We start from the raw sequence: 12,745 nt of genomic DNA on the forward strand, positions 1-12,745 counted from the left end.
CAGGTTCGGGCACTTTGCTCAGAGTCATCTGGGCTTGTTGACAGTCCAAAACCTTTTGGACTATACTGAAATTAATCCAAAAGGTTTTGGATCATCCGATCTGTCGCTGCACCTTTATTCCCTGCGCGTGTTTGAGGCGCTCCCCTCTGTTCAGGAACAGGAGTCTTTGGTGCGGGTCACGCTCAAGGATCTGGCGGAAGAAACCGGCTTTTCGATCACCACGGTTTCACGGGCGCTGGCGGGCTACAACGACGTTTCCGAAAAAACGCGCCAACTCATCATGGAGACGGCCCAGCAACTGGGTTACCAGCCCAACCTGCTGGCCCGCCAGCTCAAGAGTCGCCGCACCGAAACGCTGGGCATCATCCTGCCCTCCTACGGCCCCTACCTGACTGACCCCTTCTTTTACGAATTTCTGGCCGGCGTCGGCAGCGAAGCCGGTAACCTCTCTTACGATCTTCTACTGGGCACCCATGCAACCGCTGCCGATGAACTGGCCGCCTATAAACGGATGGTCGGCGGTAGCCGCGTCGATGGCATGATCGTCCTGCGCACACGGCGGCGCGATCCGCGCATCCAGTATCTGCACGAGATCGGGATGCCTGTTGTCGCCTTTGGGCGCAGCGAAACCGACTTCCCCTTCAGTTACGTCGATGTAGATGGCGAGATCGGGTTGCGTTTGCTCACCCAGCACTTCATCGATCTGGGGCATCGCTGCATCGCCTACATCTCCACCTCCCCTGACCTGATGTTCACCGAGCATCGTTTGCTCGGTTACCGTCGCACGCTGGAAGCCAACGGAATCCCGTTTGACCCCACGCTGGTCGAGATCGGCAACCTGACCGAGGAAAGCGGTCTGGAATGCGGCCTGCGCCTGCTGGAACATACGCCGCGTCCCACTGCGATCATCGCCGCCAACGACATGATGGCCCTGGGCGTCATGATGGCTGCCCGGCAGCGCGGGTTGCGCGTGGGGCCAGAGCTGGCCGTGGGCGGCTACGACGACACTCAGCTGGCCCGCCATACCGATCCGCCGCTGACCAGCGTCAGCCAGCCCAGCTTTGAAGTCGGACAGCAGATTTGCCTGCTGCTGATCGAGCAGATCCGCGCCGAAGAGCCAACCATCACCCAGCGCATCCTGGAACCAAAGCTGATTGTCCGTGCGTCCAGCGGACCTAGCCGCGTCAGTTGAACTTGCTGTGGCTGTGTCTGCGTCACATCACACAAGGGAGGTGGATATCGAACACAATCCGTAACCGGGTAAACTACCCGCCCATTCTGCCTGATTTAACGCCTGGAGGAGAAACATGAAAACCCGTACAGTGTTGTTTGCGCTGGTCATCGTCCTGGTTTCTGTGTCGATCGTGGTCGCTCAGGGGCCGGTTAGCTTCTTCGGCACACAGTTCTCGCCGGTCGAAGAAGGTGAGAAGTTCCGCGCCATCCTGAGTGAATTCGGTGAGGTGGACTACTTCAACCAGCTCCAGGAAGGCGAATTGCTGGACCTGGTGATCGCCGAAGCGGAAGCCGGGCAGGGCACTGTTGACCTGGTGGGCATCCTGCATGGTGGCTTCCCCAGCCTGGTCAAGGCCGACGTCCTCATGGACCTGACCGACCTGCTGGAAGATCTGGAAGCTGACCGCGACCTGGCCGACGCCTTTGTGGAGCTAGGCCTGATGGGGAGCGAAGACTACCAGTATTACATCCCCTGGATGCAGGCCACCTATGTCATGGCCGCACACAAAGATGCCCTGGAATACCTGCCGGAAGGCGCCGACCTGAATGCCTTGACCTGGGATCAACTGGCTGAGTGGGCCAAGGCCATCAAAGACGAAACCGGCCAGGCCCGCCTGGGCTTCCCGCTGGGCGAAGGCGGCCTGTGGCATCGCTTCATGGAGGGCTACATCTACCCCTCCTACACTGGCGGCATGGTCACGGGGTTCAAGAGCGAAGCCGCTGTTGAGATGTTCCAGTTCCTCAAGGACCTGTGGCCCTACGTCCATGAGCAGTCGATCACCTACTCCCAGATGCAGGAGCCGCTGCTGGCCGGTGAGGTCTGGGTCGCCTTTGACCACACCGCCCGCCTGATCAACGCTTTCCGCGAGCAGCCCGACAACTTCATCGCCTTCCCGGCGCCCGCCGGTCCTGCCGGGCGTGGTTTCATGCCGGTCGTGGTTGGCCTGGGCATCCCCAAGAGCGCCCCCAATCCCGAAGGCGCAATGGCCCTGATCGACTACCTGACCACCCCCGAGGTGCAGGCGCAGGTGCTGCGCGATCTGGCCTTCTTCCCGGTTGTTGCTGGTGTGGATGTGGAAGCCCTGCCGGTGGAAGTAGCTATCGAAGCGGCTGCGGTCAACGCCCAGGCCACCGCGCCTGACGCCCTGCCGGCCCTGCTGCCGGTTGGTCTTGGCGAGCGCGGCGGTGAGATCAATGGCATCTACCGCGCCGTCTTCACCCGCATTGTGCTGGATGGTGAGGACATTGTCACCGTCCTGAACGAAGAGGCCGCCAATCTGCAGGCCCTGTTGAACGATACCGGCGCCGCCTGCTGGCCGCCCGACCCGGTCAGCGAAGGCATCTGCCAGGTCGAATAGGCTGCCCCCGGTCATCCGGGACAGCATCTCAACGCACCAGGGGAAGCCGGGCAACCCTGTCCGGCTCCCCTCTTACTTCTGGCAGGGAGGACGCCTGTGAACCTGCAACGACGAACAAAGATCAACTGGACGCCTTACCTGCTGCTCCTGCCATCAACAATCTTCCTGATCCTGTTCTTCGCCTGGCCAATGGTACGATCGTTGACTCTCGCCTTCCGGGCGGAGGAGTCCATCCTCACCCTGTACGCTGAGCCAACCACTGCCAGCGCTATCGTGGGCAGGATGCAGCAGAGCACACAGGTAATCCTGCTGGGCAACCGGGGCATCGCCGCCGGCCCATCCACCGCAGTTGAAACGCCTGAAGAAGCCACTGAAGGGGGAACGCAGGCGGTCAGCATTGAAATCTGGTACCACATCGAGGGCCTGGACGCCGAAGGAGCACCTTTTAGCGGCTGGGTCCCAGAAAGCTACGTGCGGGAAAACGAGCCGGAGAGCGAAGGCGCCCCCGCCACCAGCGGAATCATCAGGCGACGCGACCGTGATGTGCGCAGCGAGCCGGGGCCAATCAGCCCTGTCACCGCCCGCGTACTACAGGATACCGAAGTCACCATTCTTGAACGGGCAACATTCGAAATCTGGTATGAGGTCAGCGGCCCGGCAGTTGACGGCAGCCCGATCACCGGCTGGGCGCCTGGTCGCTACCTGCAGGTTCTTTCGGAAAGCGGGGGGACGATCAACGGTCTGGTTGAGACCGGCGATAGTGGCGAGTGGACGCTGCGCTACATCGAGCGCATGGTCAACGACCGCGACTTCATGCCCGCCCTGACCACTACCCTGCTGCTGATCGCGCTCATCCTGCCCATTCAGTTTTTGCTGGCCTTTACCATGGCTATGGTGCTCCAGCAGCGGCTGCGCGGTAACAGCCTGTTCCTGTATATCTTCTCGATCCCCCTGGCGACTTCCGATCTGGCAGTCGGCATTGTGTGGTTCTCGATCTTCACCCAGGCGGGCTTCCTCAACAGCCTGCTTGTCGGCCTGGGGATCATCGACAGCCCGATCATTTTTCTCAGCCCCAATACAACCTATTACATGATTCTGGCAGTTGTGCTGGCCGAAGTCTGGCGGGCCACATCAATCGTGATGGTTATTATTGTCTCCGGGCTGCAGGCCGTCCCGGAATCCTACCTGGAGGCGGCAGAGTTGTTCGGCGCGGGGTTGTGGCAACGTATTCGTTATGTCATCCTGCCGCTGCTTAAACCCAGTCTACAGGTCGCCCTCATCCTGCGCACAATCCTGGCCTTCCAGGTCTTCGGTGTGGTGATCGCCATCGCGGGCCGTGGCCTGACCGTGTTGGCCAACGAGACCTACCGCTGGTACATTGAGTTCCGCAACCCCAATATCGCCGCTGCCTACGCCGGCCTGATCCTGCTGATCTCGATGGTGACGGCCATCTTCTACCTGCGTTCGGTCCGGACCCAAGAGGAGGCCCTCGGTGAATAGTCAAGCCCTCCCCCCGCTGTCCGCAGAAATGGCAGCCATCCAGCGCCGGGCCATCCGCCGCCGTCGTTTCAACCGGGCGTTGGTCTACACCCTGGCGATCATCCTTTCCACCTGGATTCTGTTGCCGATTCTGCTGATCGCTAATATGGCCTTCAGTACGGTTGAGGCCGTGCGTGGCTTCCCCAAGAGCCTGCTACCCAATCCAGTCTCCTTTGAGACAATGAACTTTTTCCTGAACTCGCAGGGCGTGTTGGATGCAACCGGCCGCAGTATCGTGGTCGCGCTCTTAACAGTTGCTATCTCCAGCCTGGTGGCCATCCCGGCAGGATACGCCATCTCGCGCTACCTGTTCCGCGGGCGCACTGCCTTCCGGCTGGCGATCCTGGCGGTGCGTGCCTTTCCGATTGTGGTGCTGGCCATCCCCCTGGCAGTGATCTTCATCCAGTTGCGGATGCGCGACTCGCTGATCAGCCTGGCCCTGATGCACACAGCGCTGACCCTGCCCACCACCGTTCTGGTGATGTCCAGCGTGTTCGCCAGCGTCCCGCGCGAGCTGGAAGAGGCGGCGCAGGTTTTCGGCAGTTCGCCCCTACGGGCGTTTGTGCGCGTTGTCTTGCCGCTGGCCGCGCCGGGCATCGCTGCGTCAGCGATTTTCACCTTCGTGATGTCCTGGAACGAGGTTTTTGCAGCGGTTGTCCTGACGGTGCGTAACCGCACGTTGCCGGCCCAGGTGCTCACAGTGCTGGGCACGTCCCCCCTGGAGTACAAGTTCGCCGGCGGGTTTTTCATGCTGATTCCATCGCTGATCTTCATCTTCTTCATCCGCCGCTATCTGTTCAATATGTGGGGGCAGATCACCAAGTGAGGCAAGGCTATGGCCGAGATCAAGATCGAGCATGTCACCAAAACCTTCGGCAAGGTGACCGCCGTTGATGACGTCAGTCTAACTATTGAAGATCAGGAATTTGTGGTGCTCCTTGGCCCCAGCGGCTGCGGCAAGACGACGCTGCTCCGCGCCGTGGCGGGGCTGGGCCTGCCTGACTCTGGCCGGATCAGCATTGGCGGTCGGGAGATCACCTACCTGCCTCCACGCGAGCGCGGCATTTCCATGGTCTTTCAGAGCTACGCCATCTTCCCGCATATGACGGTCTACGACAATATTGCCTTTGGCCTGACCATGCGCAAGGCCGACCGCGCGGTAATCGACCGCCAGGTGCGCCAGGCTGCCGAGATGCTACACATCGATGACATGTTGCAGCGTTACCCCAGCCAGATGAGCGGTGGCCAGCGCCAACGTGTGGCGGTCGCCCGCGCCCTGGCTGTCCAGGCGGAAGTCCTGCTAATGGATGAGCCGCTCAGCAACCTGGACGCCCTGCTGCGGCTGGAGATGCGCGCCGAACTCAAGCGTCTGCTGGCCGACCTTAAGGTCACCACAATCTACGTCACCCATGACCAGATCGAAGCCCTGAGCATGGGCGACCGCATCGCCGTCATGCGCAACGGCCGTATCCTGCAGTGCGACACGCCCACCCGCGTTTACGACATGCCTGCCGACCGTTTCATTGGTGGCTTCATCGGCAACCCGCCGATGAACTTCCTGGTGGGCCAGGTTCAGCAGGAAAACGGCGCGGTGAAGGTGCGCATTGGTGACTTCACCCTCACCCCGACCCCTGTCTACACCGAGCTACTCAAAAGCTATGATGGGCGGCCGATCGTGATCGGCATCCGGGCAGAAAACATGGAGGCATTGCGCAACCCCGCTGAGGACGCACTCAAGGTGCGGGTGCTGGTCGTTGAACCGCTGGGATCGCAGAATCTGCTGACCATCAAGGTGCACGACGACATCATCAAGCTCTCTACCCACCCGGACTTCCCCGCCCTCCCAGACAGCGATATCTGGGTGCGCTTCCCGGTGGAGAAAATCCGCTGGATCGACCGCGAGACCGGAAGGACAATCCTGCCGGCGTGAACACAAGCGAACTTCTAACGACGTACCACCGCCGCCGGTTGATCCAGTCAGCAGGCGGCAAACCTCTGGATTTTGCTGGCGGTGGTCTCACCGGCAGTGTCAACCACGACGGGCGCCTGACTGCCCTCAACGGCTACCACCCGGCGCACGGCTACGTTACGCTCACCACCGCCCTGCCCTTCCCGGAGGGGGGACGCTACAACCCGGCAGCAGTGCGGGCCTACCGCGCCGGGTTGGCTACCCTGGAAGGCTTCGGTCTGTCGTTCGCTACGCCGATCGTCGGGCGCGAAGCCTGGCTGGTCGAAGACGCTGTGCCTCACCTGCGCCTGACCCTGGCCGACGGGTCAACCGCCGAATGCACCACCTTCATCCCTGTTGATACGCCCGTGGGATTGATTCAGATCTGGCGCTTCTCGCGGGCCGGTATGCCTGTCCGTCTGAGTGGGCGAGTCTCGCTCCAGCGCTGTGCCTACACCCAGCTCACCGAGGGCGGGCCGCTGCCCATGCCCTCCCACGAAACACGGCCCTTCTACCCCCGCTCAGGTGGCCCAGTAGGCCTGGTAAACCCGGCGCTGGGCTGGGCAGTTGTGCTTTCCGCCACCGAAGCCAACCCGAACCCTGACGGTACACTCATGCTCGGTGGCGCGCCTCTCACTGCGCCTGGCTGTGATCCTGCTATGCCGGAGATCGCCCTCTTCATCGCCCCAGGCAGCAATCCGGACGAGGCCTGGGATACCTGGAGAAGGCTGGCCGAAGACTCCTCACCGCCAGCTGAGTTGCTGCGCCGCACCCTTGACATGTGGCAGGCCCGCTGGATTGACTGGCCGCATGCCGCCCATCCGCTGGATGCTGTTTTGCGCCGGGCGTTGGTTTACGCCCTGGCCTGTGCCGTCCCCGTCCCCGGCAAGGCTGCTGGCGACGCCCTCTGCCTGCTGACCGATCACCAACTCCTGCCGCTTTCCTGGAACCGCGACTCGTACTATGCGGCGCTGGCCCTGCTGCGCTGGCGGCGGGAGATGGCCGAAGTGGTCCGCCGTCACTTGCTGTGGTTGTTTGAGGTCGCGGAACGCCCCGGCGGGGCCTGGGGGCGCTCTTACCTGGCCAACGGGCAACTGAAAGACCCAATCTTCCAGCTGGATCAGCAGATCTTTCCGCTACTGGAACTGGCCGATTATGTAGATGCTACCGGCGATCATGCCATGCTGGCCCGTCTGGGGGGACATGCCGACCTGATCCTGGCCATGCTACGCGCCCGCCAGGACAGCGCCAGCGGACTGTTACCCACCGCTGAGACGCCCGCCGACGATCCGGTTGCCATGCCTTACCACCTCTCCAGCCATATTCTGCTATGGTATACCTTGCGCCGGATCGGGCGTTTGCTGGCTGATGCCGGGCTTTTTGCCTGGGCAGAACAACTCCGGGCGGCTACGCGCCAGCATTTCACCGCCGATTACGGGGGGCGCGCCCTCCTCGCCTACCTGACCGATGGTCATGGTCACCACCACCTCTACCACGACGCCAACGACCTGCCGCTGGTTCTGGCGCCGATCTGGGGCTTCTGTGAAGCAGATGATCCGCTCTGGAGAGCGACCCTGGAATTCGCTTTTTCGGAGGCCAATACCGGGGGGTACTACACCGGCCCGCTGGGCGGATTGGGGTCCATCCATACGCCTGCGCCGTGGCCGCTGGGTTTGGTCCAGGAGTTGCTCTACGCCCGCCTGATCGGCGACAACAACCGGGCCACACACGTTATCGCCCGCCTGACGCAGATGGCCCAGTGGGATGGCGCGCTGTCCGAAGCTTGCGATGCACTCAGCGGCGCGGTTGTTTCCCGACACTGGTTCGCCTGGCCGGGAGCAGCCCTGGCCGCCCTGCTGGACGCCGCCCCATCAACATAACAAATGCCAGACGGCCGGTCAAATACAGGGCCGGCCGTCTCCTTCCCGAATGAGCAGCGCAATGGCGCTACACTTCGCTTTATGGCTGCACCATCCGCAGATGGTAGCCGTTGAGCAGGGCATCGCCACCCGGCCCCCAGGTTGCCAGGTAAAATGGGGCCGCTGCCCCGGCGGGCAAGCCACCCAACAAATAACTCTCGCCACTGGCCACATCGACCAGGCGCACGCTCATCCGCGCCCGCGCCGCCGGATCGAGCGATTCCAGCGTCTCGTCCGGTAGCTTGCCGCTGGCGGCGATCAGCAGCGACCCGCCGTCCGGCGACCAGGCCGCTTGCAGCGGCCAGATTCCGCGCCGGGTGCCGCTGTCGTTAGGATGAGCCGGCAGCGGCAGCGGCGTGATTGAACCGTCGGCCAGCGTGATCCAGAAGGCCCAGATGGCTACCGGATTGGCATTGATATTGCCCGCCCAGAAGAGCAGCCGCGCCCCATCCGGCGACCAGCTCAGCGGCCCCAGGCTGGCCAGCGTCACCTCCGGGTAGACCGCGCTCAGGCTGGCCTGAATATCCGCCAGCGCCGCGACCTGAGTCAGCGCGCCGCTTTCCAGGTCCACCAGCCACACGCCATCAACCGCAGCATCCAGCGAGCTATGGGCCAGGCTAAGCGCCAGCTGCGCCCCATCCGGCGACCAGGTCAGCCCGGCGGTCGCCCCGGCGTCAAAAGGGTACTGGCTGCTGCCGGGCAGCGTGGTCAGGTCGGTGACCGCGCCCGTCGCCGCCTCAACCAGGCTGATCGTGGACGGCTGCAAAGCGCCATCTGTACCGGTTACGGTGCGCTCCACAGCGATGAACGCCCCATCGGGCGACCAGGCGGGTTGGAGTTCCAGCGTCACGCCGGGTGGGACTTCAGCGGCGGTCAGCAGACCGTCGTAACCGTCATCGGCCAGGTTAGTCCACGTCCCGGCAGCTACGTCCATGATCCACAGGTCAACATCGTCCCCGGTCAACAACGGCTGACCCACAAAAGCCAGGCGCGATCCATCTGCCGCCCAGCCCACCGGCATGAAGGCTGTCCGCGCTTCCACGTCCAGGCCGCGCTCCACATTCTCCAGCGGGACCAGGCACAGCGCCTCAGTGGCCGACAGGCTATCCGCCGCGCACAGGAAACGGTCGATGTGGCCGTTCAGGCGGACGGCGCTCTCGTAGGCGTAGTGCCGCCCATCCGGCGCGGGGAAAGTGCGCAGCCCGACGCTGCTGGGCAGCGCCAGCGGAGCGGCCTCCGCTACCGCCCAGGCTGGCCCGCCCTGAGCAGTAACGCCCACCGCAGCCATCAACAGACCGGCAACCAGCGCGATCATCGCCATGCGTTGAGCCGTCATGATCCTCCCTCCTCCCGGCGCTGCACCGGGGCGGGCCTGCGCCCCCCGCTTACAGCCGCTTTTCAAAGGCCATATAGTCGCGGAAGACCTGCTGGTTGTTTTCCGGGTTGACTTCCTTGACGTTGGGCGAAACAAAGATGCGCTCCGGAGCATGCCCCAGGCGCACCAACTCCGCCGTAATCTCGGAGAGCAGGGCCATGGTGATGGCCACCGCCGCCAGCGTGGAACTGGCCCCGACCTTCTCCGGGCGGCCTTCCACCGGCACCAGCGCATCTTCCGGTGGGCAGCAGTTATCGATCACGATATCCGCTGCCGTATAGAGCGAATGGCCGCTAGAATGGGTCGGCTTGTTGATCTGATGGTTGGCGACCGACGTGACGCCGATGACGGTCAGGCCCTTTTCCTTGCCGGCCAGGGCCATTTCCACCGGCGCAGCGTTAAGGCCGCCATGCGAGTACACCACCAGCGAGTCGCGGGGATCAAGGTTGTGCGAGAGCAACACCTGGGCGACATAGCCCTCCGTGCGCTCCAGCCACAGCAGTTCGCGTGCGCCGCCCGGCCCGGTGACGCTGAACCACATCAGGCGTGGATCCATGATCGGGTGCAAGCCGACATACGACCCGTAACGCGGGAACATATCCATCACCGGCAGAACAGAATGGCCGGAACCAAAGAAGTGCACGGCCCGCCCGGCGGCGATGGAAGCGGCGCAGGCTTTGGCCGCCTTCTGAATAGCGCCAAGCTGCGTCCGGTGAATGGTTTCCAGCAAACTGGCAGCCTTCTGAAAATAGGTCTCAGCAGACATGCATTATGCTCCTGACAGATCAAGACGACGAAAGGCGGAATACGCTGCCCCCAGCAGGCTGGCTTCCTCCCCCAGCGCCGAACTGACGATCGGCACGCCGCTGGCCGAAATCGGCTGGGCCCAGCGGTTCACCGTTTCCTGCACCGTCGGTAACAGCAGGTCGCCCTGCTGCCCAACGCTCCCCCCCAGTACCACGATTTCCGGGTTGACCAGGCTGATCACGCTGGCCACACCCTGCCCGATCACGACGGCGGCCTCGCGGACGACCTGCAATGCCAGCGGGTCACCGCCCCGCGCCGCCTCAAAGATCTCCCGTGCCGTGAGCGCCTCTGGCTCCAGGGTTGACGGCTCGCCCTCTGCCAGTAATGCTGCCGCCCGGCGGGCGATGGCCGGCCCGGCAGCCAGATTCTCCCAGTGATCGGGGCCATCTGGCCCGGCCAGCGGGAACCAGCCCACCGCCCCGGCCAGGCGATCCCGCCCCGGCCACAACGCATCGTTGACGATGAAGCCACCCCCGATGCCGGTGCCGATGATGATCGAGGCCAGGCTATGGTAGCCCCGCCCCGCGCCGACCCACCATTCGCCGAGCGCTGCCGCATGGCCGTCAAACTCCAGGCAGGCCGGGATGCCCAGCCGCTCCTGCAACATCTCCCGCAGCGGGACATCGCGCCAGCCAGGCAGGTTGGGCGCCCACAGCACGCGGTCAGTCCCATCGCTGGCCAGCGCGGCAGGCACCGCCGCCCCCACCGCGCTGGAAGCGCCAACGGGATCAAGCTGCCGGGCCAGGGCGGCGATCTGCGCCACCACGGCATCTGGCCCTTCCAGGCAGGTCGGCTCCTGGACTTTGGCCAGTAACTCGCCCCGGTCGGTTACCAGCGCCGCCGCGACTTTTGTGCCTCCAACATCTACCGCCAGCAGCCGCATATCACTCGTCCAGCAGCAGCCCCGTCCGGCGCTCAAAGCGATACATGCTGTGGGAGTACATCAGCGTCACCGCCCGGTCAAAGCCGGCCAGCGCGCCGCGCATTTTGCCCAACGCCTCGTAGTAGTTGTAGTAACGGAAGCTGGCGTAGTTTTCCCGCATTAAGGCGTGAGTCTTGAGCAGCTTCAGATAGTCGTCAAAGACATCGCTGACATCGACATAAATGTCGGGCACGTAGCCTTCCATGTCTTCCCAGTTTTCCGGGAAGAGCACCGCTTGCGGTGAGTGCGGTGGATACTCCCGTCTGAAGGCCGGCAACCCTGCTTTGAAGAGCGCTTTACGCACGATCTCGTTGGTGTTGGCGTGATCCTGGTGCATGCTGCCATGCCAGTGCGTCAGGATGACCGTCGGCCTGTATTTGCGAATCAGGTCGGCCATCAACCAGGTGGATTCCTCGTTGACCGGCAACTCGCCGTCGCGGTAAGGTAGCAGCTCGAAGTTCGCTCCGATGAATTCGGAAGAAGCCCTGGCGTCCTCAAGCCGCATCTTGAGGTATTCCTCCGGCGGCAGCGTGGGGTGGCCTTTCTCGCCAGCGGTGGCCGCCACGATAGTCACATCCCAGCCGGCCCGCTTGTGCTTGAGCATCAGCGCCCCGGCCATGTTCTCCGGGTCGGAGATATGCCCGCCAACAACCATCAGGTGATTCTTTGCCATCAGTTGCCTTCCTTTAGAGTGCAGTTTACAGATCCAGATGCAGCACGGCGAATTCCCGACGGCGCTTGAAGCCCGCCAGCGCGTACAACCGGGCGGCGTCTTCGCCCGTCCACAGGAAGTAGGCGAAGTAGATATTCCGGGCACTCATCGTCTCCAGGCAGCGGAAGAGCAACAACCGCCCAACGCCCTTGTTACGGCACTCCGGGTCCACGCCGAACGGCCCAAAGCGCTCGCCGCGCTGCTGGCAATAGCCGACAATCCTGCCGCGTTCCCGCGCCACCAGGAAACAGATCTGATGCGGTGACCCGCCGAAAAGCTCCTGCAGGTAAGCCTGGGCGTGCCGGTACCAGTCCCAGCCGAAATGCTTGACGATGAACGGCATCAGTTCCGGCAGGTCAGCTGCGGTGACCGGGCGGATGGTGATGCCGTCTTCCTCTTCCCGGCGGCGCTCCAGTTCCAGGATTTCCGGCGGAATCTGAAAGCCGGAGAGATCCGCGCCCATGCTGATCGCCCGGTAGAGCGTGCGGAAGCCAATAGCTTGCTCCAGGAAGGTGATCGTCCCCGGGTAAGCCGCCACATCCACGCCCGGCACGAAGTAGTTGGGCACATACGGGGAGATGTCCACCGTCTTGCGCCCCTCCGCCCGCAGGCAATCCAGCACATGCTCGAACAGCGCGCGACCAATTCCCCGCCGCCGGTAGTCCGGGTGGACGCCAAAGGCCGTGATCCAGGCCTTCTCCGGCTCCAGCCCCTGCAGGAAGAGCGGCACCTGGCGGGTCAGCGCCAGCACGAACCCCACCACACGCCCGTCTTCCACCGCCACCGGCAGGTTTTCCGGCGTGAAGTTGGGGTCAAGCAGCACCTGTGTCCGGAAGATGTTGGGGGAAATGCGGTCATGAGTCATGGCGGCGTGCCAGACGTCCAGCACTTCCGCCTCATCCGTCCCCTGATAAGGTCTGATCTGCATGCTT

Annotated in this window: 11 protein-coding genes; 6 read left to right on the forward strand and 5 right to left on the reverse strand. The window is 63.3% G+C overall.

Features of this window, described 5'->3' with window-relative positions; all coding sequences use genetic code 11:
- The first annotated feature begins 169 nt into the window (after positions 1–169).
- The 6 genes from HPY64_02605 (at position 170) to HPY64_02630 (ending at position 7,958) form a co-directional block, all read left to right on the forward strand.
- Entirely contained in the window at positions 170–1,192 is a 1,023-nt protein-coding gene (locus HPY64_02605) for a LacI family DNA-binding transcriptional regulator (GenBank protein ID NPV66020.1), read from the forward strand.
- Positions 1,193–1,307: 115 nt separating this feature from the next.
- A complete protein-coding gene (locus HPY64_02610) occupies positions 1,308–2,591 on the forward strand; it encodes an extracellular solute-binding protein (GenBank protein ID NPV66021.1) in 1,284 nt (427 codons plus the stop codon).
- A 96-nt stretch (positions 2,592–2,687) separates the two neighbouring features.
- Positions 2,688–4,091 carry an ABC transporter permease subunit gene (locus HPY64_02615; protein NPV66022.1) on the forward strand — a complete coding sequence of 468 codons (1,404 nt, stop codon included), beginning with the start codon at positions 2,688–2,690 and terminating at the stop codon, positions 4,089–4,091.
- A 28-nt stretch (positions 4,092–4,119) separates the two neighbouring features.
- A complete protein-coding gene (locus tag HPY64_02620) occupies positions 4,120–4,956 on the forward strand; it encodes a carbohydrate ABC transporter permease (protein NPV66023.1) in 837 nt (278 codons plus the stop codon).
- Between the two features lie 9 nt (positions 4,957–4,965).
- The gene (locus HPY64_02625; GenBank protein NPV66024.1) at positions 4,966–6,060 is read left to right on the forward strand and encodes an ABC transporter ATP-binding protein; all 1,095 of its coding nucleotides are present in this window, start codon (positions 4,966–4,968) and stop codon (positions 6,058–6,060) included.
- The gene (locus HPY64_02630) at positions 6,057–7,958 is read left to right on the forward strand and encodes a glycoside hydrolase family 125 protein (protein ID NPV66025.1); all 1,902 of its coding nucleotides are present in this window, start codon (positions 6,057–6,059) and stop codon (positions 7,956–7,958) included. Before HPY64_02625 ends, HPY64_02630 begins: the two co-directional genes overlap by 4 nt.
- 79 nt (positions 7,959–8,037) lie before the next feature.
- On the opposite strand, the gene HPY64_02635 is transcribed toward HPY64_02630, so the two are convergent.
- Genes HPY64_02635 through HPY64_02655 form a run of 5 tightly spaced genes read right to left on the reverse strand, consistent with a single transcriptional unit; the run spans position 8,038 to position 12,741 of the window.
- The gene (locus HPY64_02635) at positions 8,038–9,333 is read right to left on the reverse strand and encodes a hypothetical protein (GenBank protein ID NPV66026.1); all 1,296 of its coding nucleotides are present in this window, start codon (positions 9,331–9,333) and stop codon (positions 8,038–8,040) included.
- Between the two features lie 49 nt (positions 9,334–9,382).
- On the reverse strand, positions 9,383–10,138 hold the full coding sequence (locus HPY64_02640) for a sugar isomerase domain-containing protein (protein ID NPV66027.1): 756 nt from the start codon (positions 10,136–10,138) through the stop codon (positions 9,383–9,385).
- A 3-nt stretch (positions 10,139–10,141) separates the two neighbouring features.
- Entirely contained in the window at positions 10,142–11,062 is a 921-nt protein-coding gene (locus HPY64_02645) for an ROK family protein (GenBank protein NPV66028.1), read from the reverse strand.
- Position 11,063: 1 nt separating this feature from the next.
- Positions 11,064–11,774 (reverse strand): PIG-L family deacetylase, encoded by a 711-nt coding sequence (locus HPY64_02650; GenBank protein NPV66029.1) that lies wholly within the window; start codon positions 11,772–11,774, stop codon positions 11,064–11,066.
- Positions 11,775–11,799: 25 nt separating this feature from the next.
- The gene (locus tag HPY64_02655; GenBank protein ID NPV66030.1) at positions 11,800–12,741 is read right to left on the reverse strand and encodes a GNAT family N-acetyltransferase; all 942 of its coding nucleotides are present in this window, start codon (positions 12,739–12,741) and stop codon (positions 11,800–11,802) included.
- Between the last annotated feature and the right edge of the window lie 4 nt (positions 12,742–12,745).

It is taken from the genome of Anaerolineae bacterium (assembly GCA_013178165.1).
In the GTDB taxonomy this organism is placed as follows: domain Bacteria; phylum Chloroflexota; class Anaerolineae; order Aggregatilineales; family Ch27; genus Ch27.

What these genes read in the sequence shown, in the direction of transcription:
- HPY64_02610 (NPV66021.1), top strand. Translation starts at nt 1,308, where the DNA reads ATGAAAACCCGTACAGTGTTGTTTGCGCTGGTCATCGTCCTGGTTTCT.
- HPY64_02620 (NPV66023.1), top strand. Translation starts at nt 4,120, where the DNA reads ATGGCAGCCATCCAGCGCCGGGCCATCCGCCGCCGTCGTTTCAACCGG.
- HPY64_02625 (NPV66024.1), top strand. Translation starts at nt 4,966, where the DNA reads ATGGCCGAGATCAAGATCGAGCATGTCACCAAAACCTTCGGCAAGGTG.
- HPY64_02635 (NPV66026.1), bottom strand. Translation starts at nt 9,333, where the DNA reads ATGACGGCTCAACGCATGGCGATGATCGCGCTGGTTGCCGGTCTGTTG.
- HPY64_02640 (NPV66027.1), bottom strand. Translation starts at nt 10,138, where the DNA reads ATGTCTGCTGAGACCTATTTTCAGAAGGCTGCCAGTTTGCTGGAAACC.
- HPY64_02645 (NPV66028.1), bottom strand. Translation starts at nt 11,062, where the DNA reads ATGCGGCTGCTGGCGGTAGATGTTGGAGGCACAAAAGTCGCGGCGGCG.
- HPY64_02650 (NPV66029.1), bottom strand. Translation starts at nt 11,774, where the DNA reads ATGGCAAAGAATCACCTGATGGTTGTTGGCGGGCATATCTCCGACCCG.
- HPY64_02655 (NPV66030.1), bottom strand. Translation starts at nt 12,741, where the DNA reads ATGCAGATCAGACCTTATCAGGGGACGGATGAGGCGGAAGTGCTGGAC.